Source organism: Actibacterium sp. 188UL27-1 (genome assembly GCF_016901225.1).
Taxonomy (GTDB): domain Bacteria; phylum Pseudomonadota; class Alphaproteobacteria; order Rhodobacterales; family Rhodobacteraceae; genus 188UL27-1.
The window spans coordinates 76,418-99,269 of record NZ_JAFEUL010000010.1 but is presented as its reverse complement, the minus strand read 5'-3'; the positions used below and the strand labels follow the sequence as shown (position 1 = coordinate 99,269).

At 59.5% G+C, this 22,852-nt stretch carries 22 protein-coding genes and 1 riboswitch; of the genes, 7 read left to right on the top strand and 15 right to left on the bottom strand.

All coding sequences use genetic code 11. The features are described 5' to 3' along the window. Positions 1–50: 50 nt before the first annotated feature. Genes glyS through IU397_RS14265 form a run of 4 tightly spaced genes read right to left on the bottom strand, consistent with a single transcriptional unit; the run spans position 51 to position 4,264 of the window. Positions 51–2,123, bottom strand: coding sequence for a glycine--tRNA ligase subunit beta (glyS, locus tag IU397_RS14280; protein ID WP_204414894.1), 2,073 nt, complete (start codon positions 2,121–2,123; stop codon positions 51–53). A 2-nt stretch (positions 2,124–2,125) separates the two neighbouring features. Next, a complete protein-coding gene (locus tag IU397_RS14275; protein ID WP_204414892.1) occupies positions 2,126–2,641 on the bottom strand; it encodes a DUF6446 family protein in 516 nt (171 codons plus the stop codon). Positions 2,642–2,645: 4 nt separating this feature from the next. Beyond that, positions 2,646–3,341, bottom strand: coding sequence for an FkbM family methyltransferase (locus IU397_RS14270; protein ID WP_204414890.1), 696 nt, complete (start codon positions 3,339–3,341; stop codon positions 2,646–2,648). Next, complete coding sequence (locus tag IU397_RS14265; RefSeq protein WP_204414888.1) at positions 3,338–4,264, bottom strand: glycine--tRNA ligase subunit alpha; 927 nt, start codon at positions 4,262–4,264, stop codon at positions 3,338–3,340. Before IU397_RS14265 ends, IU397_RS14270 begins: the two co-directional genes overlap by 4 nt. Positions 4,265–4,498: 234 nt before the next feature. Here IU397_RS14265 and IU397_RS14260 point away from each other — a divergent pair, with 234 nt between their 5' ends. Then, on the top strand, positions 4,499–6,223 hold the full coding sequence (locus IU397_RS14260; RefSeq protein ID WP_370541698.1) for a trypsin-like peptidase domain-containing protein: 1,725 nt from the start codon (positions 4,499–4,501) through the stop codon (positions 6,221–6,223). Between the two features lie 305 nt (positions 6,224–6,528). Here IU397_RS14260 and IU397_RS14255 read toward each other — a convergent pair whose 3' ends face one another. From IU397_RS14255 to IU397_RS14245, 3 genes are read right to left on the bottom strand one after another with little or no spacing between them, the layout of a single operon-like run. Then, positions 6,529–7,977: a TrkH family potassium uptake protein gene (locus tag IU397_RS14255; RefSeq protein ID WP_204414886.1), complete on the bottom strand. Its 1,449-nt coding sequence runs from the start codon at positions 7,975–7,977 to the stop codon at positions 6,529–6,531. Positions 7,978–8,037: 60 nt separating this feature from the next. Beyond that, entirely contained in the window at positions 8,038–9,585 is a 1,548-nt protein-coding gene (locus IU397_RS14250; protein WP_204414885.1) for a sodium:alanine symporter family protein, read from the bottom strand. Between the two features lie 11 nt (positions 9,586–9,596). Further along, entirely contained in the window at positions 9,597–10,034 is a 438-nt protein-coding gene (locus tag IU397_RS14245) for a universal stress protein (RefSeq protein ID WP_204415000.1), read from the bottom strand. A gap of 343 nt (positions 10,035–10,377) precedes the next feature. On the opposite strand from IU397_RS14245, the gene IU397_RS14240 reads away from it, so the two are divergent. Beyond that, positions 10,378–10,704, top strand: a complete 327-nt coding sequence (locus IU397_RS14240; RefSeq protein ID WP_204414883.1) for a hypothetical protein — start codon at positions 10,378–10,380, stop codon at positions 10,702–10,704. 79 nt (positions 10,705–10,783) lie between these two features. Here IU397_RS14240 and folE2 read toward each other — a convergent pair whose 3' ends face one another. The 6 genes from folE2 to ftsY form a co-directional block, all read right to left on the bottom strand. Further along, positions 10,784–11,887 (bottom strand): GTP cyclohydrolase FolE2, encoded by a 1,104-nt coding sequence (gene folE2 / locus IU397_RS14235; protein WP_204414881.1) that lies wholly within the window; start codon positions 11,885–11,887, stop codon positions 10,784–10,786. 161 nt (positions 11,888–12,048) lie between these two features. Beyond that, entirely contained in the window at positions 12,049–12,708 is a 660-nt protein-coding gene (locus tag IU397_RS14230) for a hypothetical protein (RefSeq protein WP_204414874.1), read from the bottom strand. 239 nt (positions 12,709–12,947) lie between these two features. Further along, on the bottom strand, positions 12,948–14,126 hold the full coding sequence (gene metZ, locus IU397_RS14225) for an O-succinylhomoserine sulfhydrylase (protein ID WP_204414872.1): 1,179 nt from the start codon (positions 14,124–14,126) through the stop codon (positions 12,948–12,950). A gap of 48 nt (positions 14,127–14,174) precedes the next feature. Further along, a riboswitch (SAM riboswitch) is annotated at positions 14,175–14,253 on the bottom strand. A gap of 221 nt (positions 14,254–14,474) precedes the next feature. Beyond that, positions 14,475–15,113: an inner membrane-spanning protein YciB gene (locus IU397_RS14220; protein WP_204414870.1), complete on the bottom strand. Its 639-nt coding sequence runs from the start codon at positions 15,111–15,113 to the stop codon at positions 14,475–14,477. Between the two features lie 9 nt (positions 15,114–15,122). Beyond that, the gene (locus tag IU397_RS14215) at positions 15,123–16,028 is read right to left on the bottom strand and encodes a DMT family transporter (RefSeq protein ID WP_204414998.1); all 906 of its coding nucleotides are present in this window, start codon (positions 16,026–16,028) and stop codon (positions 15,123–15,125) included. Positions 16,029–16,111: 83 nt separating this feature from the next. After that, positions 16,112–17,329, bottom strand: a complete 1,218-nt coding sequence (ftsY, locus tag IU397_RS14210) for a signal recognition particle-docking protein FtsY (RefSeq protein ID WP_204414868.1) — start codon at positions 17,327–17,329, stop codon at positions 16,112–16,114. A 150-nt stretch (positions 17,330–17,479) separates the two neighbouring features. On the opposite strand from ftsY, the gene IU397_RS14205 reads away from it, so the two are divergent. Beyond that, positions 17,480–17,878 (top strand): hypothetical protein, encoded by a 399-nt coding sequence (locus tag IU397_RS14205; RefSeq protein ID WP_204414860.1) that lies wholly within the window; start codon positions 17,480–17,482, stop codon positions 17,876–17,878. Here the strand turns inward: IU397_RS14205 and IU397_RS14200 are convergent. Further along, positions 17,875–18,678 (bottom strand): ABC transporter permease, encoded by an 804-nt coding sequence (locus IU397_RS14200; protein ID WP_239479811.1) that lies wholly within the window; start codon positions 18,676–18,678, stop codon positions 17,875–17,877. The two genes, IU397_RS14205 and IU397_RS14200, sit on opposite strands and share 4 nt — an antisense overlap. A 130-nt stretch (positions 18,679–18,808) precedes the next feature. Here IU397_RS14200 and IU397_RS14195 point away from each other — a divergent pair, with 130 nt between their 5' ends. The 3 genes from IU397_RS14195 to rimO are packed head-to-tail and all read left to right on the top strand — an operon-like array spanning position 18,809 to position 21,526. Continuing rightward, the gene (locus IU397_RS14195) at positions 18,809–19,381 is read left to right on the top strand and encodes a GcrA family cell cycle regulator (RefSeq protein WP_204414858.1); all 573 of its coding nucleotides are present in this window, start codon (positions 18,809–18,811) and stop codon (positions 19,379–19,381) included. A gap of 48 nt (positions 19,382–19,429) precedes the next feature. Continuing rightward, entirely contained in the window at positions 19,430–20,098 is a 669-nt protein-coding gene (locus IU397_RS14190; protein ID WP_204414856.1) for a phytanoyl-CoA dioxygenase family protein, read from the top strand. Between the two features lie 54 nt (positions 20,099–20,152). After that, positions 20,153–21,526 (top strand): 30S ribosomal protein S12 methylthiotransferase RimO, encoded by a 1,374-nt coding sequence (rimO, locus tag IU397_RS14185; protein ID WP_204414848.1) that lies wholly within the window; start codon positions 20,153–20,155, stop codon positions 21,524–21,526. Between the two features lie 117 nt (positions 21,527–21,643). On the opposite strand, the gene IU397_RS14180 is transcribed toward rimO, so the two are convergent. Continuing rightward, a complete protein-coding gene (locus tag IU397_RS14180; RefSeq protein ID WP_204414846.1) occupies positions 21,644–22,339 on the bottom strand; it encodes a M48 family metallopeptidase in 696 nt (231 codons plus the stop codon). A gap of 132 nt (positions 22,340–22,471) precedes the next feature. Between IU397_RS14180 and IU397_RS14175 the strand changes: the two genes are divergently transcribed. Further along, complete coding sequence (locus tag IU397_RS14175) at positions 22,472–22,843, top strand: thiol-disulfide oxidoreductase DCC family protein (protein ID WP_204414844.1); 372 nt, start codon at positions 22,472–22,474, stop codon at positions 22,841–22,843. Positions 22,844–22,852: the final 9 nt, after the last annotated feature.

Below are 22,852 nucleotides of genomic sequence, written 5' to 3'. Positions count from 1 at the left end.
CGCCAAGCGCGACATTGGGATCAGGGCGCTTTGCGCGTAATCCCGGCAGACTAACCTTCCAACTGCCCGATATCGGCGACCTGCGTACAAACCGTGCGGATCCGGTGCAAAAGGTTCAATCGATTGCGGCGAACAACTGCATTTTCAGCATTCACCTGCACCGCTTCAAAGAATGCATCTATGGGCTGGCGCAGGGAGGCCATGATCCCCATGGCCGACGCGAAATCCTCGGCCTCGATGGCCGAGGAGATCGCCCCATCCGCCAGATCCAACGCGTCGAACAACGCGATCTCGGCGGGGTCCTCGGCAAATTTCCGGTCCGGCCCATACTCATAAGCCACTCCATCCGCCTCTTCCGCTTGGCGCAAAATGTTGTTGGCCCGCTTAAACCCCTGAACCAAATTCTTCCCATCATCGGTCTGCAAGAACGAAGCCACAGCCCGCGCCCGCATCGCCAACAACGTCAGATCATCGCTCCCCGGCATCGCCAAACACGCATCAATCACGTCGTGTCGGATGCCGTCATCTCGCAGATAGACTTTCAGGCGATCATGGAAAAACGACAACAGATCGCGCGAGATACCGAGGTCGTCATCACCGGCAAGACCCTTCGCAACCAGATCCAAAAGAGAGAGCCGCTGATCATTCGACAGCACCAACCGGATGACCCCCAAAGCAGCGCGGCGCAGGGCGAATGGATCCTTGCTGCCGGTGGGCTTTTCACCAATGGTCCAGAATCCGGTGAGGGTGTCGATCTTGTCGGCCAAGGCCACAGCCACCGAGGTTGGCGCCGTGGGGACCTCATCGGACGGGCCCAGGGGGGAGCGGTGTTCGGCGCAGGCCAATGCGACCTCGGATGGCAAACCTGCAGCATCACTATAATATCGCCCCATAACCCCTTGTAACTCTGGAAATTCATAGACCATTTCAGAGGCTAGATCAGCCTTGGCGACACGCGCGGCCTGCTCTGCCAGATCTGCATCCGCACCCACGATCGGGGCAATCTCGCGGGACAAGGCCGTGATCCGATCGATCCGCTCTTTTTCTGATCCCAGTTTGTTATGGAAGGTCACATTGGCCAAGCTGTCCAGCCAAGGCTCCATCTTTGCCTCAGCGGCGACCCGCAAGTCATTCTGCCAAAAGAACTTTGCATCTGCCAATCGTGCAGACAGTACCTTTTGGTTCCCGGCCAGAATGGTCGCCCCATTATCCGCCGTTTCCCGGTTTGCAACTGTCACAAATCGAACAATCTGCCCCGATTTCGGATCGCGCACGGAAAAGAACTTCTGGTGTTCCTTCATGGAGGTTTGCAAAACTTCCGCCGGTAACCCCAAGAAATCCTTATTGATCTCTCCCATCAAAACTACAGGCCATTCGACCAGCCCCGCGACTTCGTGCAAAAGACCCTTGTCTTTAACCAACTCAAGCCCCTGGGCAAAGGCGAGCTGGGTCGCATCGTGCCAAATCGCCTCGGCCCTCTCCGCTGGATCCAGAACAACAAAGGCGCGTTTCAGCTTCGCAGCGTAGTCTTCGAACCCGGTGACCGCGAACCGACCCGGCACCATGAACCGGTGCCCTTCGGTCGTGTCACCCGCGACAAAACCCTCCACCTCCATCGGCACAACCGCGTGCCCGCCGTCATCCGACAGGATGCACAAGACCGATTGCAAAGGCCGCACCCACCGCAGGGACCCGGTCCCCCAGCGCATGGATTTGGGCCACGGAAATTTCCGGATCACCTCCGCCAGAACCTCAGCCACAATCTCTGCCGCGTCCCGCCCGGGGCGGTTGATCACGGCAAAGAACACTTCGCCCTTCTTATCCGCGCGCCGCTCCAACTGATCGGCGGTCAGGCCGGCTGAGCGCAAGAACCCCTCGACCGCTTTCTCCGGCGCATCGGTCCGCGGCCCCTTGCGCTCTTCCTGCACCGCAGGGGACTGCGCCAACAGCCCCTCAACCGTCAGCGCCAAGCGCCGCGGCGTCGCAAAGGCGGCGGCAGAGGCATAGGTCAATCCCGCCTCCACCAACCCGTCCGTCACCAACCGGCGCAGATCGTCGGATGCCTTGGCCTGCATCCGCGCCGGGATCTCTTCAGAGAACAGCTCAATCAGCAGATCCGGCATCGTCAATTTCCTTCCCGTGACGGGCAGCCTTCGGGCAAAGCCCGGCCATCGAACACTTCACGCCCGCATTCGTTGATCTGATGCCAGACATAGCCGCGCCCATCACCGTCCACGGCCACCACACGGTCGATCCCAAACGTCACGTTGGACTGCCCCAGAAAGGCCAGCGCCCGCCCCTCTTCCAACGCCTCGCCCAAGGCGACGGCGTCGAAACACTCAAACCATCCCGGTGCGATCAGCGGCTCCGCACTCTCATAGGCCTCATAGGTTTCAGTCAACAATGCCTGGCTCATCTCGGTCGTGAAACAGGCCCGGTACCGGATCGGAGAGCTGTCCGCATCAATCGCACGCACGTTATCGGCGGCAATCACCTCTGCCTCGCCTGTCACAAGCGAGATCATCTCCACCTCGGCCCCAGCGACCTCGGCATAATAACCGTACACCTGCGCATAGTAGATCCCACCACCCATCAGTAACGCGATCACCACAATGCCGCCTGCCAACAATCGTCCCGCCATCACGTCAGTCCCAATCCATGCAAATGCGCGGGCGCGTCATGCCCCGCACGCGCCGTCGTAATGTAATTGACCGGGCCGCCAGCGCAGGCACCCGGGTCTCATGCGTCTCTACGAAGATATGCCCGATCCGCGTCAGAACCGGATCCTCCAGCAAGGCCTCCAGCAACGCGACCTCGCCGCCTTCGATATCAATCTTGATGATCGCCACGTCACGGTCCAAATCGCGTATGAAAGCCGGAAAATCTACTTGCTGCACCTCCGCCGCAGGCGTCTCGGTCACGTTGGTCTTTTCGGCGATCAGCGTCGCGGAAAGTGAGCCCTTTTCCGGATCATGATCAAACTTGGCTGACCGATAAAGCGGCAACATGCCCGCCTCTGTCCCCGCTGCCGCCTCGATCACCTCCACATTGGGCAGATCCCGCACTGCGTCGCGCAACTGCGCGACGGTCCAAGGGTCCGGCTCAAAGGCATAAACCGTCTCGGCCACAGCTGCCATCTTGCAGGTCATCACACCCAGATTTGCCCCCAGATCAATGCAGATGCCACTTTTGGCCGCCTCCAAAGCCTTAGCAAACTCCGCCTGAACCTCGGGCCATCGCGCCCGCGTCGCCTTGTGCAGATAGTGCACGCCGCGTTGTCCGGGCAGATGCGACAACACCCGGTATTTCAGCCGTTGCAAGGGAGAGGCCCCTTGGCTCATGCCGCGGCCCCCGCCCCGCCGGCCTCGGTTTGCACGAACGCATCAGCACACATCTTGGCCAGTGCCCGCACCCGCCCGATATAGGCCTGCCTCTCGGTGACAGAGATCACGCCACGCGCATCCAACAAATTAAAAACATGACTCGCCTTGATGCATTGGTCATAGGCCGGATGGACCATGATGATGCGTTTGCCGGTTTTCGGGTCATCGGCCGGAGCGTCCAGTATGCGAGCGCATTCGGTCTCCGCATCCACAAAATGCTGCAGCAGAATGTCGGTATCTGCCAAATCGAAGTTCCAGCGCGAATATTCCTGTTCGGTCTGCCGGAACACATCCCCATAGCTCAACGCGCGGGGGCTTTGCGGGTTGTTGAAGGGCATGTCCATCACGTGATCGACGCCCAGAACATACATCGCCAGCCGCTCTAACCCATAGGTCAGTTCACCTGAGACCGGTTTGCAGTCATGCCCGCCGACCTGCTGGAAATAGGTGAACTGGCTGACCTCCATCCCGTCACACCACACCTCCCAGCCCAGGCCCCAGGCACCCAGGGTTGGGCTCTCCCAGTCATCCTCGACAAAACGAATGTCATGCAGGTCCATGTCGATGCCAATTGCCTGCAACGATCCCAGATACAGGTGCTGAAAATCCGGTGGCGACGGCTTCATCAGCACCTGGAACTGGTAGTAATGCTGCAATCTGTTGGGGTTCTCGCCGTAGCGCCCATCGGTGGGGCGGCGCGAGGGCTGCACATAAGCCACCGCCCAATCACGCAACCCCAGCGACCGCAACGTGGTGCTGGGATGGAACGTTCCTGCCCCAACCTCCATGTCATAGGGCTGCAAAACCGCGCAACCCTGGCCCGCCCAATAGGTCTGAAGGGTCAGAAGGATCTCTTGAAAACTGCGGGGCCGCTCTGCCATGGTCCTGCCTTCCGATACATGTCTGGATGCCCGTTTAGGCAAGCCCGCAAACGGGGTCAATCAAGCCCCACGTTCCACAAATCAGTGGCCACCCCCGTGCCATTTGGGAAACGCCCCCTCGAAAGCGTCAAAAAGACCCGTGCAACCCTGGGGGTCTATGGCTATTTTCCGCTATTGATGACATCGGTCGTTGGAACTGGCTCACGCGGCGGGCTTATGTTGAGGAAAACCATCGTGATACGTGTATTTGTCGCTCTTTTGGCCGGTCTGGTCTGGTTTCCGATGGCGTCGGCTCAGGCACAGCAGGCCTGGCTGCAGGTCGAGGCCCAGCCGACCCTCGCCCAGGCGCAATCCAGGGCGCAAGCCTACACACGCTCCTTTCCCAATGTCAGCGGCTTTCGGATGCCGTCGGGCTGGTATGCAATCGCCCTGGGGCCCTACACGCGCCCGGCTGCCGAACAGGAACTGGCGAGCCTGCGCCGCAATAGGCTGATCCCTCGGGACAGCTTCATCGCATTCTCCAACCAGTATCGGCAGCAGTTTTGGCCCGTCGGAGGGCGTCCGACACCGCCTGCGGTGACAAGCCAACCTCTGGATACCGCTCAACCGGACCCGCAACCGCTGATCATCCCAGATGAGACCCCGCGCGAGGCCCGCAATAGTGAGCGCCTGTTGACGCGAGAAGAGCGGTTGGCCCTACAGGAAGCACTGCAATGGGGCGGCTTTTACACCGGCGGGCTCGACGGCGCATTTGGCCGCGGCACCCGGGCCGCGATGGAAGCCTGGCAACTGGAGAAAGGCTTTGAACCGACAGGTGTTTTGACCACCAAACAACGCGAAACCCTGCTGACGGAGTACCGCGCCGTCTTCGCCGCCTTGGGCCTCAGAACGGTGCGTGACACCGAGGCCGGGATCGAGATGACCCTGCCCGCCGGCATGATCTCCCGCGCCCGGGTCGAAACTCCGTTTGTACATTATGACAGCACCACCGATGATGGTGTCCGCGTCCTGCTGATCAGCCAGCAGGGTGACCAACGCACGCTGTTCGGCCTCTACGACATCATGCAAACACTTGAAATCGTTCCACAAGATGGCGAACGAAACCGCAGCCCGACCAGCTTTACCCTGACAGGGCAAGGCAGCCAGGTCCACAGCTACACTTTTGCACGCCTGGCCGAAGATACGGTCAAAGGCTTCACGGTCGCCTGGAAGCCGGAGGATGCGCGCCTCATGAACCGCGTTGTCGAACAGATGAAGGAAAGCTTTTCCCCCATATCCGGCGCGGTCCTGCCCGATGCAGCGGGGGACGGCGCGGCCCAGCAAATCGATCTCGTTTCCGGCCTGAATATCCGCCGTCCCGACCGCTCGCGCTCGGGGTTCTACATCGATACGGACGGCACCGTTCTGACCACCACCGATGTCCTTGGCCAATGCGACTACATCACCCTTGGCGGTGAAACCCGGGCCACCGTCACGGCCCGTGACAACGCGCTCGGCGTGGCAGTCCTCACGCCAGTGGCAGCCCTAGCCCCGCCGGCCTTTGCCAGCTTTCAAAGCGCTGTACCCCGGCTGCGGTCCGAGGTTGCGGTATCCGGTTTCTCCTACGAAGACGTGCTGGATCTGCCGACAATCACCTTCGGCACCGTTGCCGATATCCGCGGCCTAAATGGCGAGGATACGCTGAAACGTCTTGATGTCGCGACCTTGCCAGCCGATGCCGGGGGGCCAGTTTTGGACCAAACCGGATCGGTGATCGGCATGCTGCGCGCCGCACCAGATAACAGCCAGCGCGCCTTACCAAAAGATGTCCAATTCTCGGTCAACGTGTCGGCCATTGCCAGCTTCCTGATCAACGAGGGCATCCAGCCCGCCGCGTCAGACACCACGCAACCCCTGGCGCCTGAAGACCTCACGACCAAGGCCAGCGACTTCACCGTCCGCGTCAGCTGCTGGAACTAAGGCACCTGCCAGCCCGCAATTGTCGCTTGGGGCAGCAGAAAAAGTGCAAAGACCTTCCCAAACAACCGCATCCCCGTTCAAGGGCGCGTCGTCCACCACGGGCACCCATGGAGAATGGAATGCGCGCAAGCGCTCAATCGGATCACCGCCTGCCAGACAGGGCCAAGGTCATTCGGATCGCGTCGGCCTGACCTGATTTCGCGCCGTCCAAACGTCTGTCGCATAAGTCCGCACTGCAGCAAGAAGGTCGGGATTGTTCAAATGGACGTCCAGGGGCGACATCTGCGCGGCCCATCGGCGCTCTCTCAGCCTCTCCAGAAATTCACCGTCAGGATCGCATAGACCGCCAGCAATTCCAGCCGTCCTACCCACATCGCGCCCGCCAACAGCCATTTGGCCGTGTCATTCAGGCTGCCAAAATTCCCTGCTGGTCCAATCACATCACCCAGACCCGGTCCGATATTGGCAATCGCCGCCGCCGCCCCGCTCAGCGAGGTGATGAAATCCAGCCCCGTCATGCCCAGCGCGATCGACAACAGCCCCAGCGACACGAGGAACAGCACAAAGAACGACATAACCGAGTTCAAGACATCTTCGCCCACGGCCCGCCCTTCATAACGCGGCACGAAAATCCCATGGGGGCTGTGGATCGACCGGATCTGCGCCCATACGGACGAGAACAAAAGCTGGTACCGGAAGACCTTGATCGAACAGGCAGTCGACCCTGCGCATCCTCCGATCAGCCCCAAAAAAAAGAACACCGCCACGGGAAACGATCCCCACGCCATGTAATTGGCGCTGGCATAGCCCGTCCCGGTCAGGATGGAGGTCGCGTTGAACAAAGAGGCCCGCATCGTCTGTTCCACGGCCTCCCCCGCATCGGCCACCTGCCACAGGACCAGAACGGCCCAGACCACCACCAGAATGAGCGCAAACCCTCGCACCTGCGCATCCATGACCGGCGCCCAGAAACTGCCGCCGATCAACTGCACGTAGCGGACAAAAGGCAGCGCGGCCAAGATCATGAAGACCACCGCCACATATTGCACACCCGGGCCAAATGCTCCGAATGAGCTGTCGTAATTCGCGAAACCGCCCGTCGCGATGGTGGTCATGGCATGGACCATCGCATCAAAGCTCGACATGCCCATGGCGAAATAGGCCATGCCGCACGCCCCCGTCAGCGCCAGATAAATGACCGAAATCCGGCTGGCAATCTCGGTCGCCCGCGGCAGGATCTTTCCGAATGTATCAAACCCTTCAGAGCGGAAGATCTGCATCCCGCCCACCCGCAATTCCGGCAAGAACACCATCGCAACCACGATGATCCCGATCCCGCCAATCCATTGCAGCAGGCCCCGCCACAGCAATAACCCGGAAGGCAGAGTCTCAAGATCCGAAAATACGGTTGATCCCGTTGTGGTCAGGCCCGACATGGCCTCAAAAAAACCGTCAACCGGTCGTGCGCCCGTGGCCCCAAGGATGAACGGCAAGGCGCCAAAGACGGGCAGCATCAACCAAACACCCGTTGTCACCAGAAATGTCTGGCGGATCGTCAGCCCCTCGCCCACCGCGTTGGCGCATGCCAGGGCCATCAACCCACCGGTCAGGATCGAGATCACGGCACTTTCGGCAAAGACGGACCAATGCCCATTCCCTTCCAGCAAGTCGACCACCATGGGCAACAGCATCGCTACGCCCAGAAAGGCGACCAACAGACCGATAACATAGCCCACGGGGCGCAGGTCGAACATGGGTCAAACCCTTGGCCGGGGCGCGCAAGACTGTCAATCCCGCGCGCCCCATCCGAACCGCTAGTGTGCGAACTTGCGGATCTCGCCCGACTTCAACCGCCCGAGGTAAGAGGCAAGCTCGTCCTTCACGATCGGCATCAGCACATAAAGCCCCGCGATATTGACCACTGCCATGGCAAAGATCGCCGCGTCAGAGAAGTCGATCACCGGTCCAAGGCTTGCTGCCGCACCGATCACGACAAAGACGCAGAAGATCAGTTTAAAGATCAACTCGCTGACCTTCCCTTCGCCAAACAGATACGTCCACGCTTTCAACCCGTAATACGACCAGGAGATCATGGTAGAGAACGCAAACAGGATCACCGCGACCGCCAACAAATACGGGAACCAACTCAGCCCCGTGGCAAATGCGGCAGAGGTCAGGGCAACTCCCGATGTGTCACCCACGGTCTGAATGGCGGTGCCCGCCTCGTTCAGGACGTAAAGCCCGGTCTCAGGATCCGTCACCAACTGGCCCGAGATCACGATCACCAACGCCGTCATCGTGCAGATCACGACCGTATCGATGAACGGCTCCAATAGTGACACATAGCCCTCGGTAATTGGCTCTTTCGTGCGCACCGCCGAATGGGCGATGGCAGCTGAACCAACACCGGCCTCGTTCGAAAATGCGGCCCGCTTGAAGCCCTGGATCAACGCGCCGACAATGCCACCCGCCACGCCAAGCCCGGTGAAGGCACCCGTAAAGATCTGACCAAAGGCCCAGCCAATCTGATCATAGTTGACCATCAGGATGATCAACGCCACACCGACATAAAGGACCCCCATGATCGGCACGACCTTCTCGGTGACCTTGGCGATGGATTTGATCCCGCCAACGATCACCGCAAAGACGACAGCGGCAAAGATCAGCCCCGTGATCCAACCCGGAAATTCACCTGTTATACCCGAGATCTGCGCATGGGCCTGATTGGCCTGGAACATATTGCCCCCGCCCAAAGCACCCAGAATGCAGAAGATTGCGAACAGAACTGCCAGGAACTTGCCACCCGGCATCCCCCGTTCGGCAAAACCTTTCTGCAGATAATACATCGGACCACCTGAAACCGAACCATCGGGATATTCATTGCGGTATTTCACACCCAACGTGCATTCGGTGAATTTGGATGCCATGCCTAGCAAACCGGCCAGGATCATCCAGAACGTGGCCCCCGGCCCGCCGATCCCAACAGCAACAGCCACACCGGCAATATTGCCCAAACCCACTGTGCCCGACAAAGCCGTCGCCAGGGCCTGAAAGTGGCTGACCTCACCTGCATCATCGGGGTCCGAATAGTCCCCCTTCACCAACCGGATCGAATGAATGAAGCCGCGGACCTGGATAAACCCGAAATAGACCGTGAAAATCGACGCCGCGATCACCAGCCACAACACAATCCACGGAAACGACGTGAAGGGGAGCGGCGCAAAAATGAAGGTCACAAACGGGCCGGTCAACGCGGCGAACCATTCATTCACCACCTGGTCAAGGCCCTTCGCCTCGTCCTGCGCCAGCGCAGCGGAAGCCGTCAGGATCAGCCCAACAAGGGCCGCGAATACTGATTTCATGGATTTTCTCCTCATCCAACGACCGTGACAGGCACATGCGCGTGCATCACCAGGCTTTGCGTGGCGGTCCCAAAGACCCGCTTTACAAAACCGCCCTCCGACGAACGGGCCACCACAATCTGGTCGGCCCCATTATCCACCGCGATCTTGTCCAGCAGATCCGCCACATCGCCATGTCTGACGATGCCCCGTGCCACAAACCCATCGGTCGTCAACGACGTCACCGCCGGGATCACGATCCGGCTTTGCGCCGCTTCGATCTCTTCCTCCCGCCTTTTATGCCGCTGGGCGTTTTCCTCGGCCGACTGGAACGCGTAAGGCGACCATTCAATCACAAAGGCCACAATCAACTCGCATACCTCTATTTTGTCAGCGAGCGACTTGGCATAGGACAAGGCGCGCTCTCCCGACGCGCTCCCGTCCAATCCGACAACAATCTTTGAAGACATGACATTCCGATCTGTTTGCAGCGCCATGCGACCGATCCCACCCAGTCACGCACCCACATCAGCAGCAAACACACCGGATCGGCCTATTAGACATCAATAAAGTTTCATAAATTTGAAGCATTGGATACATATTTGACCAAGAACTGCTGAGAAACTCGTCATTTGCCCATTTCCGCTGCATCACCGTGATGGTCTACACAGCCCAATCACGGCGCATCGGCAAAGATCCGTTAGCACTGGCGGGATCCATCCGACCTGTCCACTGCCATCTGGCCCCATGCTCGTAGCCTCGCTACATCCTGAAATCGCTGGGACTGACGCATAAGACGAGCGGAGATTGTCCATGATACTCAGAGTTTTGATCGCGATTGCAGCATTGGCCGGCTTGGCTGGCTGTGTCGACCTGTCCGACGACCCGGATGCAGAGCCCAACACCGTCTGGCAAAATACCTATTCTCCGGATGTGCCCTACTACAATGTCACCGGAGCAGCGGTCGCCGCCTATGGCTCGCCCAGCGCCCAGGGGGGTGTCGTGGGCACCGTCACCGCAAATGATGGCGGGTTTATCCGCAATTGCAACGCAACACTCGACTGGTGCGAGATCTCGTTCGGCAGATTGGGAGAAACCGGTTGGGTCGACATGCGCGCTTTCGGTGGCCGCGCAAGCTGACGGTCAAGGGACGGTGGGCGGGGCGCCTTCCCATCCCGGCACAGGCCGGGTTGGGAACAGCGTCCGTCCCACCGATCCATCAGCCGATATGGAAAAGCGTGTTAAACAACTTCGGGTCCAGACTGTCGGCGGCAAAGGTCTCGCCTTCAGTCAACACACTGACCGCATCATGGCTGTGCAGGCTTTCCTGGTGGCTGGCCACCACCCGGAAATCGCCAATGCGAACATCCGTCTGCAACTGCGCGCAGAATGACCGCGCCGCATCTTCCACAAAGATCGGATTGGCCGCATTAAGTTCGGCAAAGGCCTGTTCATCCTCGCGCTTGACCATCACCTGGGTCTCCGTCGGTACGGCCTCCCGGCACAGATCGATCAGATCCTCAAACCACAGGCAATCCGCATCGCAATCCACCTCGACCGAAACGCGCGCGACCGATCGCTGGGAATGCGGCGTTGCCAACTGCCCGCGAAACTGACGTGCATGCTCCGATAGCTCCAGGGAACAGGGGCAGGTCGATGAATACACGTAATCCAGATGGATGATCTTCTTGCGCACCCCGTCGCGCTCAACCAGTTCCAGCGCGATGTCGTAATATTGAAATCCCTCTAGCCCTGACCGCAGTGACTGAACCTTCATCGGAAAGGAAAACCGCATCTGGATCCGCGCGTCAAAGCTCTCCAGATCCTGCTTGTAGGCATCCAACGCTCGCTCGATCACCTCAAAGCTGAACGTCGCTCCGGCATGCTTGTAAAAGGTCCGCATGATCCGGGACATGTTGATGCCCTTCTTCTCGGCCTCCAGGCTCACCGTGCCCGTCACGCTGGTTTCCAGCGTCAGATCGCCGTTATCGCGGGTATGAAACCGGATCGGCAGCCGAAAGTTGGAAATCCCCACATGTTGGATCTGCTGCTTGGCCCCGCGAATCAGGCTGCTGGGCCCGTTCTGCAGATCGGGCATCGACGCCTTATAGGCCTCGTCGACCTCAAAATCCTCAGGATAAGCGCGCGCCAAAGCCGGATAATTGGACACTTCACGCCCCGGTACCAGCCTTGAGATCAACGGGTCCAGATCCGCAACCTCAACGTCGCTGACCCGGCCAGCCCAGTGCCTGAGCAGGGATAGGGCAGCTTCCGCCTCGTCGCGGCTCGGCTCTCGGTCCATATCTTTTGAATGAATATTCATGGGTGCCCCCCTTTCAGGTCCCTGAAGCTGCGCATCCTAGATGTGTGCCATCACAGGAGATTACAAATTCCTACATATCACATACGCGGGAACACCGCGTTCAGATGAGTGTTCGCGTCAGAATTTGCAGATCTTTCGCAGAGACAGCCAGCGCGTGGAGGTCAGGCCCGCATCTTGCGGCGCCGCAACATCAGGCCACCGCCAACAAGACCAGCACTCAGATACAGCGCAAGACTGCCCGGCAGCGGTACAGGTGCCGGGATCGTCTCGGTCTGTGCAAACCGGTAACCCGTCACGCCTGTATTCGCCGGAGCCAAGTTCTGGGACAGCGTGCTACCGTTCGAGAATGTAACCGAAAGCAAGGCCGTCGGGAACAGAACCTGCCGGAAATCCTGCGTTGGCGACCCGCTGTCAGGGTCAACATCCACTTCAAACCGGAACGCGTCACCCGCGTCAAAGCCGGTAAAGTCATAATCCAGTAGGTCGTCGCCCACACCGTCGTTGACGGTGCCCACCGTATTCAAGGTCGCTTTCAGGTCCCCCATCGGATCGGTAAAGACCGACTGGATCCGCACGAAATCGTAATTGAACCCGGTATTGCCGATCGTCAAGGAAAAATCCGTGATCCCGATACCACTGCCCAGATCCGAGATATTCTCCAATTGGAAGTCAGGCACATTCGCATTGCCATTGGTCGAATTGAAGATCGGGTCATTGATAGACATCTGGTAGCCAAACGTCACGGCCAACGCCGGTGCCGAGATCAGCGCGGCGCAGGCGGCAAAGACAGCGGTCAAAGTCGGTGAGCCAAATCTGGACATGATAAGTTTACGTCCTTTTTACCAATACATCCGGGGCCAATCGCAATTGAAGCACATTGGGAACGAGGCATAGTTACCCCACCTTGCGAGACATAGCTGCCAAAAGTGACGACACTTTGCGCTAAAGGTGAGCTTTTTACGCCGTGTCAGACATGAATGTCCGGTAACTGGCCCGTTCGCCGCGTATGTATGGGATATGTATGCTTTGTGTACCGATTGTGCATCGGACCTGCAGCGGGTCAGACAGCCTCCAACGCTGCCATGATGTCAGCCACCAGATCACCGCTATCCTCCAACCCGACGCTGATCCGCACAACACCCGGAGAGATCCCCAACAGCACTTTCTGGTCATCGGACAGCCGCTGATGGGTCGTCGTCGCGGGATGGGTCACGATACTTTTCGCATCCCCCAAATTATTGGAAATCGTAAATATTTTCAATGCGTTGAGGAACCGGAATGCCGCATCTTGCCCGCCCTCGATATCAATCGCCAGGACGGTGCCGCCGCCTTCCATCTGGCTTTGGGCAACGACATGCTGCGGGTGGCTCGGCAGGCCGGGATAAATCACTCTTTTCAACAGCTTATGCCCGCTCAATGCCTCGGCCAGGATCTGGGCTGACCCAGCCTGCGCGCGGCAGCGCAAGTCCATGGTTTCCAACCCTTTCAGCAGGATCCACGCCGTGAACGGGCTCATCGCGCCACCGGTATGTTTTAGATAAGGCTCCACGGTCTTTCGGATAAACTCGTGATCTCCAAGGATAACTCCACCCAGAACACGGCCCTGTCCGTCCATGTGCTTGGTCGCCGAATAGATCACGACATCGGCGCCCTGCTCCATTACGCGGGAAAAGACCGGCGTCGCAAAAACGTTATCTACCAAGACCTTGGCGCCCACTGCATGGGCCAACCTGGCCACAGCCGCGATATCGATCACCTCCAGAACCGGGTTCGAGATGCTTTCAAGGAATACTGCCGTCGTGTCAGGCCGGATCGCCCCCTTCCACGCCGCCAGATCGGTCCCATCAACGAATGTCACCTCGACCCCGAAACGGGTCAAAACCTCCTCCAACACATAAAGGCATGACCCGAACAGCGCGCGCCCGGAGACAACATGGTCCCCGGCTTTCAGCATCGACATAAGCGCGCCCGAGACCGCGGCCATACCAGATGCTGTGGCAAACGCGTCTTCGGCACCTTCCAATCCGGCAATACGCTCTTCGAACATCCGCACCGTGGGGTTGCCGTAACGGGCGTAGATGAACTCATCCTCGCCTGCTTTCAGGAACCGCGCCTCCGCTGCCTCCGCCGTGTCATAGACAAAGCCCTGGGTCAGAAAAATCGCTTCGCTGACCTCACCATATTGGCTGCGCCGCGTGCCACCATGGACCAGCTTGGTCCGGGTCTTGTGATCGCTCATCGGTAAAAATCCTTTCGAAACGGTCCCTTGCCACAAAGCCAGTGATCGGGTCGCCCGTCTCTGACCTCTTTAGCGGAGTGTTTAACGTGGCCCGCAATCCGGTATACAAATCACCACGGTCTTCGAAATACGCCTCTGCCCAAGCCGGGTCAAGCCGCCCCGTTGCCCATCGTGACCGATGTATTTGCCATTGGTTGGCTCATGCCCGCCCGGTCTTTTTTGTTCTGTCGGGCGATCCTATCGCTGCCAGATCTGCGAGCAGCCTTGCCGGATGCACCAAGCCGGCGCTTGTGACGGCTGGCAAAAATGCCCATCGCGCCGATCTTTTTCCCGATGGGACAGGCCTGATCACGCCTCATCTTCGCTATCATCCTCAATCAGGTAATCCTGCAAGCGGATGATCTGGAAAGATAAAAAGGCAAAAAGCGCGATGGGAAAGCCGAACGTCTCGATCACGACCCAAGTGGTTTCGGACATCATGCGCCAGATGATCTCATTCGCAATGGCCAGCACAGCAAATGCCAGGGTCAGGCTACGGGTCAGGATCATCCAGCCCTCATGTTCCATCGGCATCATTTCGTCCATGACCCAGGCCAGATAACTTTGCCCGCGCAACAGACCGACCCCCAACACGGCGGCGAAGATGGCATAGACAATAGTCGTCTTCATCTTGAAGAAATTGCCGTCATTGAACCAAACGGTCAGTCCGCCAAAGACGATGACCATGAAAGCCGTGAGCACCTGGATGCGGCTGAGCTTGCCAGTCAGCCACCAAAGCACAGCGATTGAAACCAGCAATATGGGGACGAACCCGGCGGCAGCCACGATGAAACCGTCGTAATCGACTCCCCCAAAGGTGTAGGTTCGGTCCTTGATCCACAGATACACAACAAAGAACAGCAGCGGCGGCCCAAGCTCCAAGGACTGCTTTAACGCGGGACTGATCGGTTTGGGTTCAGGCGTCTCTTGCCCGGATGTATTGGTCATTGCCTGCCTCTAGCTGCCTGCCGCTTCCACTATCACGGCACCCGCCGCGATCAACCCCATCAGGAACAGCCTGCGCGGGCCCACGGTTTCCTTAAGAAATAGGACGCCGATGGCGGCGGCAAAGACGGTGGAGGTCTCGCGCAGCACCGCCGCCTCCCCCACCTTGTCCAGCCGGGTGGCCAGCATGACCGAGCCAAAGCTGCCGAATGCGACCAGCGCGCCAAAAAAACCCTTGGTGATCAGGCCGGTGATTGGCGGCGGGTCGGGCATATGGCGATAGCGCCACAGGGCGATCAGCGGAAAATCGAGGGACGTGACGACGAAGAACCAGGCCAGAAAGGTGAACGGGTTGGGCGTGGCGCGGATGCCATATGCGTCATAGGTCGTGTAGACCGCAACCATGGCGCCGGTGCCGACGGCGAACCACAGGGCGGGGACCAGCGTCTCCCGCCCGACCTCGATATGGCGCAGGTTGTAGGCGGCGAGGCCGAAGATCCCGCTCAGCAGAACCGCAACACCCAACCATTGGGTCAGGTTGAAAGTCTCCCCGAAGATCAGATAGGCACCGATCACCGTGAAAAGGGGCCCGGTGCCGCGTACGACCGGGTAGACCACCGTGTAGTCCCCGCGGGTATAGGCCATGGCTTGCCCGAGTTTGTAGACAAAGTGGATGCCCATGGCGCCCAGCAGGATCAACCATTGGTTGCCTTGCGGCCAGGGAACCAGGAACACTGCCATGGGCAGCGCCAGGATGATCAACCAGACATCGATTATGCCGCGCACCAGGAACGGATCGTGCCGCCCCTTTTGCAGCGCACCGAATATGGCGTGCAGCAATGCTGCGATCAGCGCCAGGATCAAAGCGACGCGGTGACCGGCAGACGTGCCTTCCAGTGAGATGATCCAGTCGGCGATCACAGGCTCCATCGGGCGGATCGGGGGCCAGCCCCCGCAGCCGTTGGCTGCTCCCCCGGAATATTTTTAACAATAAGAAGGGATTAGGTGCCCGTGAGGGCCTGGGCAAATTCCTCCGGGTCGAAGGGGGCCAGGTCATCAATTTGCTCGCCCACACCAATGGCATGGATCGGCAGGCCAAACTTGTCGGCCAGCGCAACCAGGACACCGCCTTTGGCCGTGCCATCCAGTTTGGTCATCACGAGGCCCGAGACATCGGCGAGCTTTTGGAAGGTTTCGACCTGGTTCAACGCGTTCTGGCCGGTCGTGGCGTCGAGCACGAGCAGGGTATTGTGGGGGGCGTCGGGGTCTTTCTTGCGAATGACGCGCACGATTTTTGACAGCTCTTCCATCAGATCGGCGCGGTTTTGCAGCCGGCCCGCCGTGTCGATCATCAAAAGGTCAGCCCCCTCTTCCTGTGCCTTTGTGAGCGCATCAAAGGCGAGGGAGGCGGGGTCTGACCCTTCCGGCGCCGTCAGAACCGGCACACCGGCGCGATCTCCCCAGACCTGAAGCTGTTCGACGGCAGCGGCGCGAAAGGTATCGCCCGCCGCGATCACGACGTTTTTACCCGCCGCGCGGAATTGGCTGGACAACTTTCCGATTGTGGTGGTTTTGCCCGAGCCATTGACGCCCACGACCAGGACGACCTGCGGGCGTGAGGGATAAAGTGGCAACGGGCGGGCGACCGGTTCCATAACCCTGGCGATTTCTTGGGACAGGACGGCCTTGATCTCTTCGGTGGACATGCGTTTGCCGAACCGTCCTTCGGCCATGTTGGCGGTCACGCGCAGGGCCGTATCGACGCCCATATCCGAGGCGATCAACAGTTCTTCGAGTTGCTCTAGCATATCGTCGTCCAACACGCGCCGCATGACGGGTGCTGCGCCGCGCCCCATCAAACGACCCAGCAGCCCCGGTCTGTCAGGTTGTGACGCCCCAACATCATCGGGAGGCTCGGGCGGGACGTCAGACAGGGCGGGTGCCGGATCTGGATGCGCCGCTGGGACGGGCGGGTCCTGCGGCGTAGGGTCAGGTGGTAAGACCGATTGTTCCCCAGCGGCTGGCAGCTCAGGCAAATCCGCAGAGGCAACATCGGGTACCGGCAGCGCAGCGTCAGGCGCGGCCGATGGGGTGTCCAGCGCTGCGGGCGCCTCCGTGCGTTCGACAGTTCCGCCATCTTCGACAATCGCGTCCAACCCCTCTTCGAGCCTGGAGGATGACCTGAACATCCGATCCTTCAGCTTTTTGAAAAACGCCATATATTTGGATCTCCTGCGATCACCCTGATCTATGCCACTGCCGGGCCGGTGAAAAGGGGCAGCGAACCGCGTGTTCTCGGCGATGGGACTGGCGTCACCCGCATGCGACCCCTATCTCTGATCCAGCACCCTTGTTGTCAGGAGCCTTACATGCGTTTTGCGGTTTATTTCGCGTTCCTCATCGCCACTGTCACGCCCGTTCTTGCGGAAACCCCGATGTCGGCGGCGGAGTTCGATGCCTATACCCAAGGCAAAACGCTGTATTTTTACAATGACGGTCAGGCCTATGGGGTTGAACAGTACCTTCCGAACAACCGCGTGCGATGGTCATTCCTGGATGGCGAATGCAAGGACGGCACGTGGTATCAAAGTGGGGAGTTCATCTGTTTCGTCTATGAAGACCGTGAAGATCCGCAATGCTGGACGTTTTTCAAGCAAGGCAACAGTTTACGCGCCCTGTTTGAGGATGATCCCAACGCGACGGAACTGTACGAAGCCGGTAACACCGATGACGAAATGCTGTGCCTCGGCCCTGAGGTTGGTGTCTAGGGTTTCATCCGATAGCCGGTGCGGAACCAGTACCAGCACAGGCTGACCACAACCCCTGTCGCCGCGAGACAAACGCCAAGGCCCAGCCATGGAGAGCTGTCCGAAACGCCGATCACACCGTACCGCACCCCATCAATCAGGTAGAAGACCGGGTTCCAATGGGTGATCGCTTGCAAACTGGGCGGCAATGCCTCAATCGAATAAAACGTGCCCGATAAAAATGATAACGGCACCACGATAAAGTTGGTTATCGCAGCCATCTGGTCGAATTTGTTGGCAAAAATGGCGGCGATAATACCCAGCGCCCCCATGAATGTCGCGCCCAGCACAACAAAAACCAGCGCCCAAACCGGATGGGCCATGCCGATGCCCAGGACCGTGATCATCACAACGGCGATGGCAAGCGCCACGATCATGCCACGCGCCAGCCCGCCGGCAAGATATCCTGTCACCAACTCACCTGCCGACAACGGCGGCATGAGCGTATCGACAATGTTGCCTTGCACCTTGGCGATCACGATCGAGGATGACGTATTGGCAAACGCGTTCTGAATGACCGTCATCATCAGCAAGCCCGGCGCAAGGAAGGTCATGAACGGCACGCCCATCACGTCGCCACGTCCCGGACCGATGGCCAGCGAAAACACGGCCAGGAATAGACCCGCAGTCACCAATGGCCCCAGCAAGGTTTGGGTCCAAACCGCCAGGAAACGGCGTGCCTCCCGCTCGGCCAGGGTATACATACCCAGCCAATTCACCCGACCAAATCGGCGCTGGCCCATGGCGGCGTTGATCTCCATACGCTGTCCTTTCTTGCAGTGGGATGCTTGTAACCCCCCGGAAGCATCCATAGGATAGAGTGTCTGTTGATTATGCCAAGGTGGGCCCCGGGGATCGGGTCTGGTCTGCCAGGCACCCGAAGGAGCCGCTATGTCCTGGACCGATGAACGCGTCGAAGTACTCAAAAAGATGTGGGGCGATGGCCAGAGCGCCAGCCAGATCGCCAAGGAATTAGGGGGTGTGACCCGCAATGCCGTGATTGGTAAGGTCCATCGCCTTGGGCTGTCAAACCGAACGACCGGTGGGGCCGCTCCACAAAAACCCGCGGTCAAGGAAAAACCGGCCGCCAAGCCCGAGGCGATAAAGGCAAAGCCGGCGCCTAAGGAAGTGGCAGCCGAGCCTGCGCCGGAACCCGAACGCAGCCCCGCGGTGATCCCGGCGCGCAAGCAGATCATCCCGGCAGGCCAACCTCTGCCCCCCCAGCCATCCGCAAACGAAATCAGCCCCGAAGCGCTGGCCAGCGTCCGCGAGGTTGAAAAGAAAGCCAAAAGGCTGGGCCTGATGGAATTGACAGAGCGTACTTGCAAATGGCCCATCGGTGATCCCGCCACCGACGACTTTTGGTTTTGTGGTCTCCCTGTCCAGGCCGGCAAACCCTATTGTGAGGCCCATGTCGGTGTGGCGTTCCAACCGATGAGTTCGCGCCGCGACCGCCGCCGGTGAAATACACCGGCCGCGCCGGGCTTTTCCATTTGATAGATCGCGCGACATATGACCACCGCACAGCTTCGACATTATTTTGATCGCGCGGGGCGCATCTGGCTGCGAAACGCGGTGTCACGGGATGAGTTACAAGAATTCAGGGCCCTGGCAGCCGCCGACGGCACACCAGGTACCCGCATATCCGCCTCCCATGACTTGGCGCGCTTGGTTGTCCGAGCTGGATTCAGCCGTCAATTGGCTGGCCTCTGGCCTGGCATGCGTCCCGTACGCCTCGTCTCATTCGACAAGACTGCCGATACGAATTGGGCCCTTCCCTGGCACCAAGATCGCGTCATCGCGGTCAAGGGCCGGGCCCATGTGGCGGGTTACAGCAATTGGTCCTGCAAGTCCGGGATATGGCATTGCGCGCCACCGATCTCGGTGTTGCAAAACATGCTCTTCGTCCGCGTGCATCTCGATGAAAACACCGCCTGTAACGGGGCCATGGATATCGCGCTGGGCAGCCATCGCGCAGGCAAGGTCTCCGCGGATGAAGCCGCGCAGATTGCCGAACGCCATCAGACGGAAATCACAGTCGCACAGCCTGGTGATGTGCTGGTCCTGGCCATGCTCACGCTGCACCGCTCCCGACCGTCCCGAGGGTCCGGTGCAAGACGGGTCCTGCGCATAGATTATGCCCCTTCACCGCTCCCAGCACCGCTGGAATGGACCCTCTGAACAGCGGCCTGATCCATCTATCCGTCGCAGTCGAACCCGCGTATAGCCACCGATATGGCTCAGAATCCCCCAAACCTTCGCCCCGACCTCGCGCCCCGACCACAGATTGCGACCGCGCGCTCCGGTCAACCCACGATCGGTATGGTATCACTTGGCTGCCCCAAGGCGCTTGTTGACAGCGAACGCATCCTCACCCGTCTCAGGGCCGAAGGCTATGCGATCTCCCCGGATTATGCCGGAGCCGAGGCTGTCATCGTCAATACATGCGGCTTCCTCGACACCGCCAAGGCCGAAAGCCTAGATGCCATTGGAGAGGCGCTCGCGCAGAACGGGCGGGTCATCGTCACCGGCTGCCTGGGTGCCGAGCCCGACTATATCGCAGGGGCGCATCCCACCGTGCTGGCAGTCACCGGGCCACATCAATATGAACAGGTGCTGGATGCCGTCCATGCCGTGGTCCCGCCTGCGCCGGATCCCTTCATCGACCTGCTGCCGGGCACACAGGTCAGCCTCACGCCACGCCATTACAGCTATTTGAAAATCTCGGAAGGCTGCAATCACGCCTGTAAATTCTGCATCATCCCGGATATGCGCGGCAAGCTGGCAAGCCGGCCAGCCCATGCCATCCTGCGAGAGGCAGAACGGCTCGTGGAAAACGGCGTGCGCGAATTGCTGGTCATCAGCCAGGATACATCCGCCTATGGCCTTGACCTGCGCCACGCCGAAGCAAACGGACATCGCGCCCATATAACGGATCTGGCGCGGGACCTTGGCAGCCTGGATGCGTGGATCCGGCTGCACTATGTTTATCCATATCCCCATGTGCGCGATTTGATTCCGCTCATGGCGGATGGTCTGATCCTGCCTTACCTCGACATTCCATTTCAGCACGCCCACACCGATACGCTCAAACGCATGGCCCGCCCCGCCGCAGCTGCAAAAACGCTGGATCAGATTGCTTCGTGGCGCGATATCTGCCCCGAAATCACGCTCCGCTCCACTTTTATCGTGGGCTATCCAGGTGAGACCGAAGCGGAGTTTCGGACCCTCCTTGACTGGCTGGAGGCCGCACAGCTCGATCGGGTGGGATGCTTTCAATACGAAAATGTCGAAGGCGCGCGCGCAAACGCCCTGCCCGATCACGTGACAGCGGATGTCAAACAGGATCGGTGGGAGCGATTCATGGCCAAGGCGCAGGCGATCTCCGGCGCGAAACTTGCGGCCAAGATTGGGCAAACGCTGCGCGTCATTGTTGACGAGGTCGACGGCGAGGCCGCAACATGCCGAACCATGGCCGACGCGCCCGAGATCGACGGCAACCTCTTCATCGATGACGGCTTTGAGAACCTGAAACCCGGCGACATCCTGACGGTGCATGTGGACGAGGCGAGCGAATACGATCTTTGGGGCAAGCCAACCGGGTCTTAGGGACCAAATTTATGCGCGGCGGCGCAAACCAAGCGTTTGGGCGCCAGGCCACGCAGCCTTTGTAAACATATTCGCTGATGCACAACGCCTATGCGCACATCGATACACTGGTGCATCCTATTGTGCGCCACGCAACTGAGCATCGACTTTTCGCACCGTTGCCTGGCGCTGTGCGGTCGGCGGGTGGGTGTTGAGGAAGCTGTTGCCTGGGTCAGGAATACGGTCAAAGAATTTTGCACCTTTGACAGGATCAAACCCCGCCCGCCGGGTGATCACGGCACCCAGACTATCCGCCTCCAACTCGAACCGCTGACTGTACCGCAAGACACCGACCTGCGCGCCGACGCGCGCGGCAGCCTCAACCTGGGCGTTGCTTCCACCGCTGGCCTGTACGGCACTGCCCAGGATTTGGGCGCCGATGCTGGCATTTTGGCGGCTGGATCTTAGATGCCCTGCGATGTGATGCGCGGCTTCATGGCCCAGGATAAAGGCCAGTTCATCCTGACTGCGCGCATCGGCGATCAGGGAGATTGTGAACGCGATGACAGGCCGGCCCGACCGATCCTCGGTCTGAAACGCATTGGGCTGCTGCCCGGGGCGGTCATCCACAACAATCTTGAAGTCGCAGTTTCGGCGCGTGCGCGCACGGCATTCCCGCTCCGCCACAGGCTCCACCCGCTGGATCACCTGGACAAAATTGCGCGCTGCCGCATCGGGATTGAACCCCGGGCGCGCCGTGGCACCGCCACCAGTAGTTGGCGCATCACACGCCGCAACCAGCATCAACAGACAACTTATTACCATCCAACGCATGGCGATCTCCCGTTCATCTCAGCGTACAATAGCAGGGCGTCCGATCTGAGCCAGCCCAACTCACGGTGCTGTCATCACACAAGTCGATCATGTCGCAGTTTTCCTGGTTCGTCCCGCCTATATGTTTGCACCATGACCGTTAAAGCCGAGATAATTTACAACGCCGAATGTCCCGTTTGCGCATTCGAGATCAACGCCTACCGCCGATATGCGGCAGGGCGCGATCTGCCGATGGAATTCAAGGATCTGAACCAGGCCGATATGGCGGCCTATGGTCTGACCCGGGATCAGGCCGCCCGGCGCTTGTATGTGCAGCATGGTGAAGAATTGCTAAGCGGTATCCCCGCCTTCATCTGCCTTTGGCGCGAAATGCCGCGCTATCGCTGGTTGGCGCGAATTATCGATCTGCCTGTCATACGCCCCATCGCTTGTGTGCTTTATGACCATGTCACGGCACCGATAATCTACGCAATGCATCGCCGCCGGATGGCGAAGCGCGGCTGACAGGTCGAC

Excerpts from the sequence above, each read along its gene's own strand:
- IU397_RS14250 (WP_204414885.1), bottom strand. The coding sequence starts at position 9,585 with ATGAAATCAGTATTCGCGGCCCTTGTTGGGCTGATCCTGACGGCTTCC.
- IU397_RS14190 (WP_204414856.1), top strand. The coding sequence starts at position 19,430 with ATGACCACCGCACAGCTTCGACATTATTTTGATCGCGCGGGGCGCATC.
- folE2 (WP_204414881.1), bottom strand. The coding sequence starts at position 11,887 with ATGAATATTCATTCAAAAGATATGGACCGAGAGCCGAGCCGCGACGAG.
- IU397_RS14265 (WP_204414888.1), bottom strand. The coding sequence starts at position 4,264 with ATGGCAGAGCGGCCCCGCAGTTTTCAAGAGATCCTTCTGACCCTTCAG.
- IU397_RS14200 (WP_239479811.1), bottom strand. The coding sequence starts at position 18,678 with ATGGAGATCAACGCCGCCATGGGCCAGCGCCGATTTGGTCGGGTGAAT.
- IU397_RS14220 (WP_204414870.1), bottom strand. The coding sequence starts at position 15,113 with ATGACCAATACATCCGGGCAAGAGACGCCTGAACCCAAACCGATCAGT.
- IU397_RS14245 (WP_204415000.1), bottom strand. The coding sequence starts at position 10,034 with ATGTCTTCAAAGATTGTTGTCGGATTGGACGGGAGCGCGTCGGGAGAG.
- IU397_RS14195 (WP_204414858.1), top strand. The coding sequence starts at position 18,809 with ATGTCCTGGACCGATGAACGCGTCGAAGTACTCAAAAAGATGTGGGGC.
- metZ (WP_204414872.1), bottom strand. The coding sequence starts at position 14,126 with ATGAGCGATCACAAGACCCGGACCAAGCTGGTCCATGGTGGCACGCGG.
- IU397_RS14255 (WP_204414886.1), bottom strand. The coding sequence starts at position 7,977 with ATGTTCGACCTGCGCCCCGTGGGCTATGTTATCGGTCTGTTGGTCGCC.
- IU397_RS14275 (WP_204414892.1), bottom strand. The coding sequence starts at position 2,641 with ATGGCGGGACGATTGTTGGCAGGCGGCATTGTGGTGATCGCGTTACTG.
- IU397_RS14270 (WP_204414890.1), bottom strand. The coding sequence starts at position 3,341 with ATGAGCCAAGGGGCCTCTCCCTTGCAACGGCTGAAATACCGGGTGTTG.
- IU397_RS14205 (WP_204414860.1), top strand. The coding sequence starts at position 17,480 with ATGCGTTTTGCGGTTTATTTCGCGTTCCTCATCGCCACTGTCACGCCC.
- IU397_RS14240 (WP_204414883.1), top strand. The coding sequence starts at position 10,378 with ATGATACTCAGAGTTTTGATCGCGATTGCAGCATTGGCCGGCTTGGCT.
- IU397_RS14180 (WP_204414846.1), bottom strand. The coding sequence starts at position 22,339 with ATGCGTTGGATGGTAATAAGTTGTCTGTTGATGCTGGTTGCGGCGTGT.
- ftsY (WP_204414868.1), bottom strand. The coding sequence starts at position 17,329 with ATGGCGTTTTTCAAAAAGCTGAAGGATCGGATGTTCAGGTCATCCTCC.
- IU397_RS14230 (WP_204414874.1), bottom strand. The coding sequence starts at position 12,708 with ATGTCCAGATTTGGCTCACCGACTTTGACCGCTGTCTTTGCCGCCTGC.
- glyS (WP_204414894.1), bottom strand. The coding sequence starts at position 2,123 with ATGCCGGATCTGCTGATTGAGCTGTTCTCTGAAGAGATCCCGGCGCGG.
- rimO (WP_204414848.1), top strand. The coding sequence starts at position 20,153 with ATGGCTCAGAATCCCCCAAACCTTCGCCCCGACCTCGCGCCCCGACCA.
- IU397_RS14175 (WP_204414844.1), top strand. The coding sequence starts at position 22,472 with ATGACCGTTAAAGCCGAGATAATTTACAACGCCGAATGTCCCGTTTGC.